This is a genomic window from Streptomyces sp. NPDC045956, from assembly GCF_056430705.1.
On record NZ_JBWKKZ010000036.1, the window covers coordinates 1 to 1,667 of the forward strand.

General features: G+C 71.3%; 2 protein-coding genes. Both read right to left on the bottom strand.

The window, feature by feature from the left end; genetic code table 11:
* Positions 1 to 329, bottom strand: a 329-nt coding sequence (locus AC07FV_RS34810; RefSeq protein WP_479091770.1) for a MaoC family dehydratase N-terminal domain-containing protein, incomplete at its 3' end; no start/stop codon positions are given.
* 33 nt (positions 330 to 362) lie between these two features.
* Entirely contained in the window at positions 363 to 1,442 is a 1,080-nt protein-coding gene (locus tag AC07FV_RS34815) for an SMP-30/gluconolactonase/LRE family protein (RefSeq protein ID WP_479091772.1), read from the bottom strand.
* Between the last annotated feature and the right edge of the window lie 225 nt (positions 1,443 to 1,667).

Sequence of the window (1,667 nt, forward strand, 5' to 3'; positions counted from 1 at the left end):
TCGATGGTCGAGGTGACCGTCAGCCGGTCACCCGCCCGCACCGGACGGACGTAGGCGAACTTCTGGTCGCCGTGCACCACCCGGCTGTAGTCCAGGCCCAGCTGCGGGTCCTCGATGACCTGCCCCGCCGCCTTGTACGTGATCGAGAAGGCGAAGGTGGGCGGAGCGATCACGTCGGGGTGGCCGAGGGCCTTCGCGGCCTCCGGGTCCGTGTACGCCGGATTGGCGTCTCCCACCGCCTCCGCGAACTCACGGATCTTCTCCCGGCCTACTTCATAAGGCGCGGTCGGCGGATACGTCCGCCCCACGAACGTCTGGTCGAGCGCCATGGTTCTCCCCCCCCCTCCTCAGTAACGGCGAAGTCAGTAGCGGCGCAGCACGAAGCCGTCGCGGGTCTGCGTGCCGCCGCTCTGGAAGAGGACGTCGACGTTGCTGCTCAGGACGTAGTCGCCGGACGGTGTGAGGGCCATCGTGGTGGGGGCGGCCTCGGGGGACGCCTGTTCGCTGACGACGCGGGCGCTCTTCCAGCCGTCGTCCGAGCGGAGCTTGAACAGCGCGTCGACGCCGGTCGAGCGGATCGTGTTCGTCGCCGCGTACAGCGTGCCGTCCTTGCCGAGTGCCATGCCGTCGGTGCCGGGGATGCGGCGGTCCATCCGGACCTCGGTCACGCGGCCGGGGTGGCGCAGCGGGATGCGGAAGAGCTGACCGGTGTCGTAGCGCACGGTGATGAGGAAGCCGGCCGGGTCGTGGACGATGCCGTTGACGCCGACGTTGGGCAGGCCCGAGGAGTCCTGGCCCGCGTCGAGCCTCGGGTCGTCGGCGAAGACCGACGCGGTGCCGGACGGGGTGACCTTGAAGATCTCGCCGGTGAAGGAGTCGGTGACGTAGGCGTTGCCCGCGGGGTCCAGGACGAGGTCGTTGGCGAGGTGCAGGCCCGCCGCACGGCCGAGGTCGACGCGCTTCTCCAGGGCCCCGGTGGTCAGGTCGAAGATGGCGAGGCCGGCGTAGCGGCCCCGGGTCTCGGGGGTCGATCCCACGCTGAGCAGGGCGTCGGGTCCGGCGTACACGTCTCCGTACGTCGCCAGGAGCCGGTTGCGGGCCGGGTCGACGCGGATGCCGCCGGTGGCGACCAGGCTGGGGTCGTCGACCAGGGTGCGCGGGGTGCCGTCGGCGCCCACGACCGAGATGGTCCCGTAGCGCAGCGAACCGATGAGGAAGGCGTTGCGGGTCGGGTCCCAGGCGAAGCCCTCGGGGTGGATGGCGTGGCCGGTGCCCCGGACGATCTCCGGGAGGGAGGCGGCCGGGGTGTCGCGGGGGGACGACGACGGTGCGGGTTCGGCGGCCTGGGCGAGCGGACCGAGGGCCAGGGTCAGGGCGGTGGTGAGGGCGAGGGCTCCGGCCTTGGCGAGGAAGGGGCGCCGGGTGGCGGTGTGTCTGGGCATGACTACTCCAGGGGTTCCAAGGGTTACAAGGGCTGTAGGGGTTCAGGGGTAAGCAGGGAGAGAGGCGCAGAGGTACGTGCCTGAGAGGCGAGGCGAGGCGTACGGCGCGGGGAGGGCGTGGACTGTCGTGTCAGTCCTTGATCTCGCAGATCGCGGCGCCGGAGGTGACGGAGGCGCCGACTGCGGCGCCCAGGCCCTTGATGGTGCCGGCCTTGTGGGCGTTGA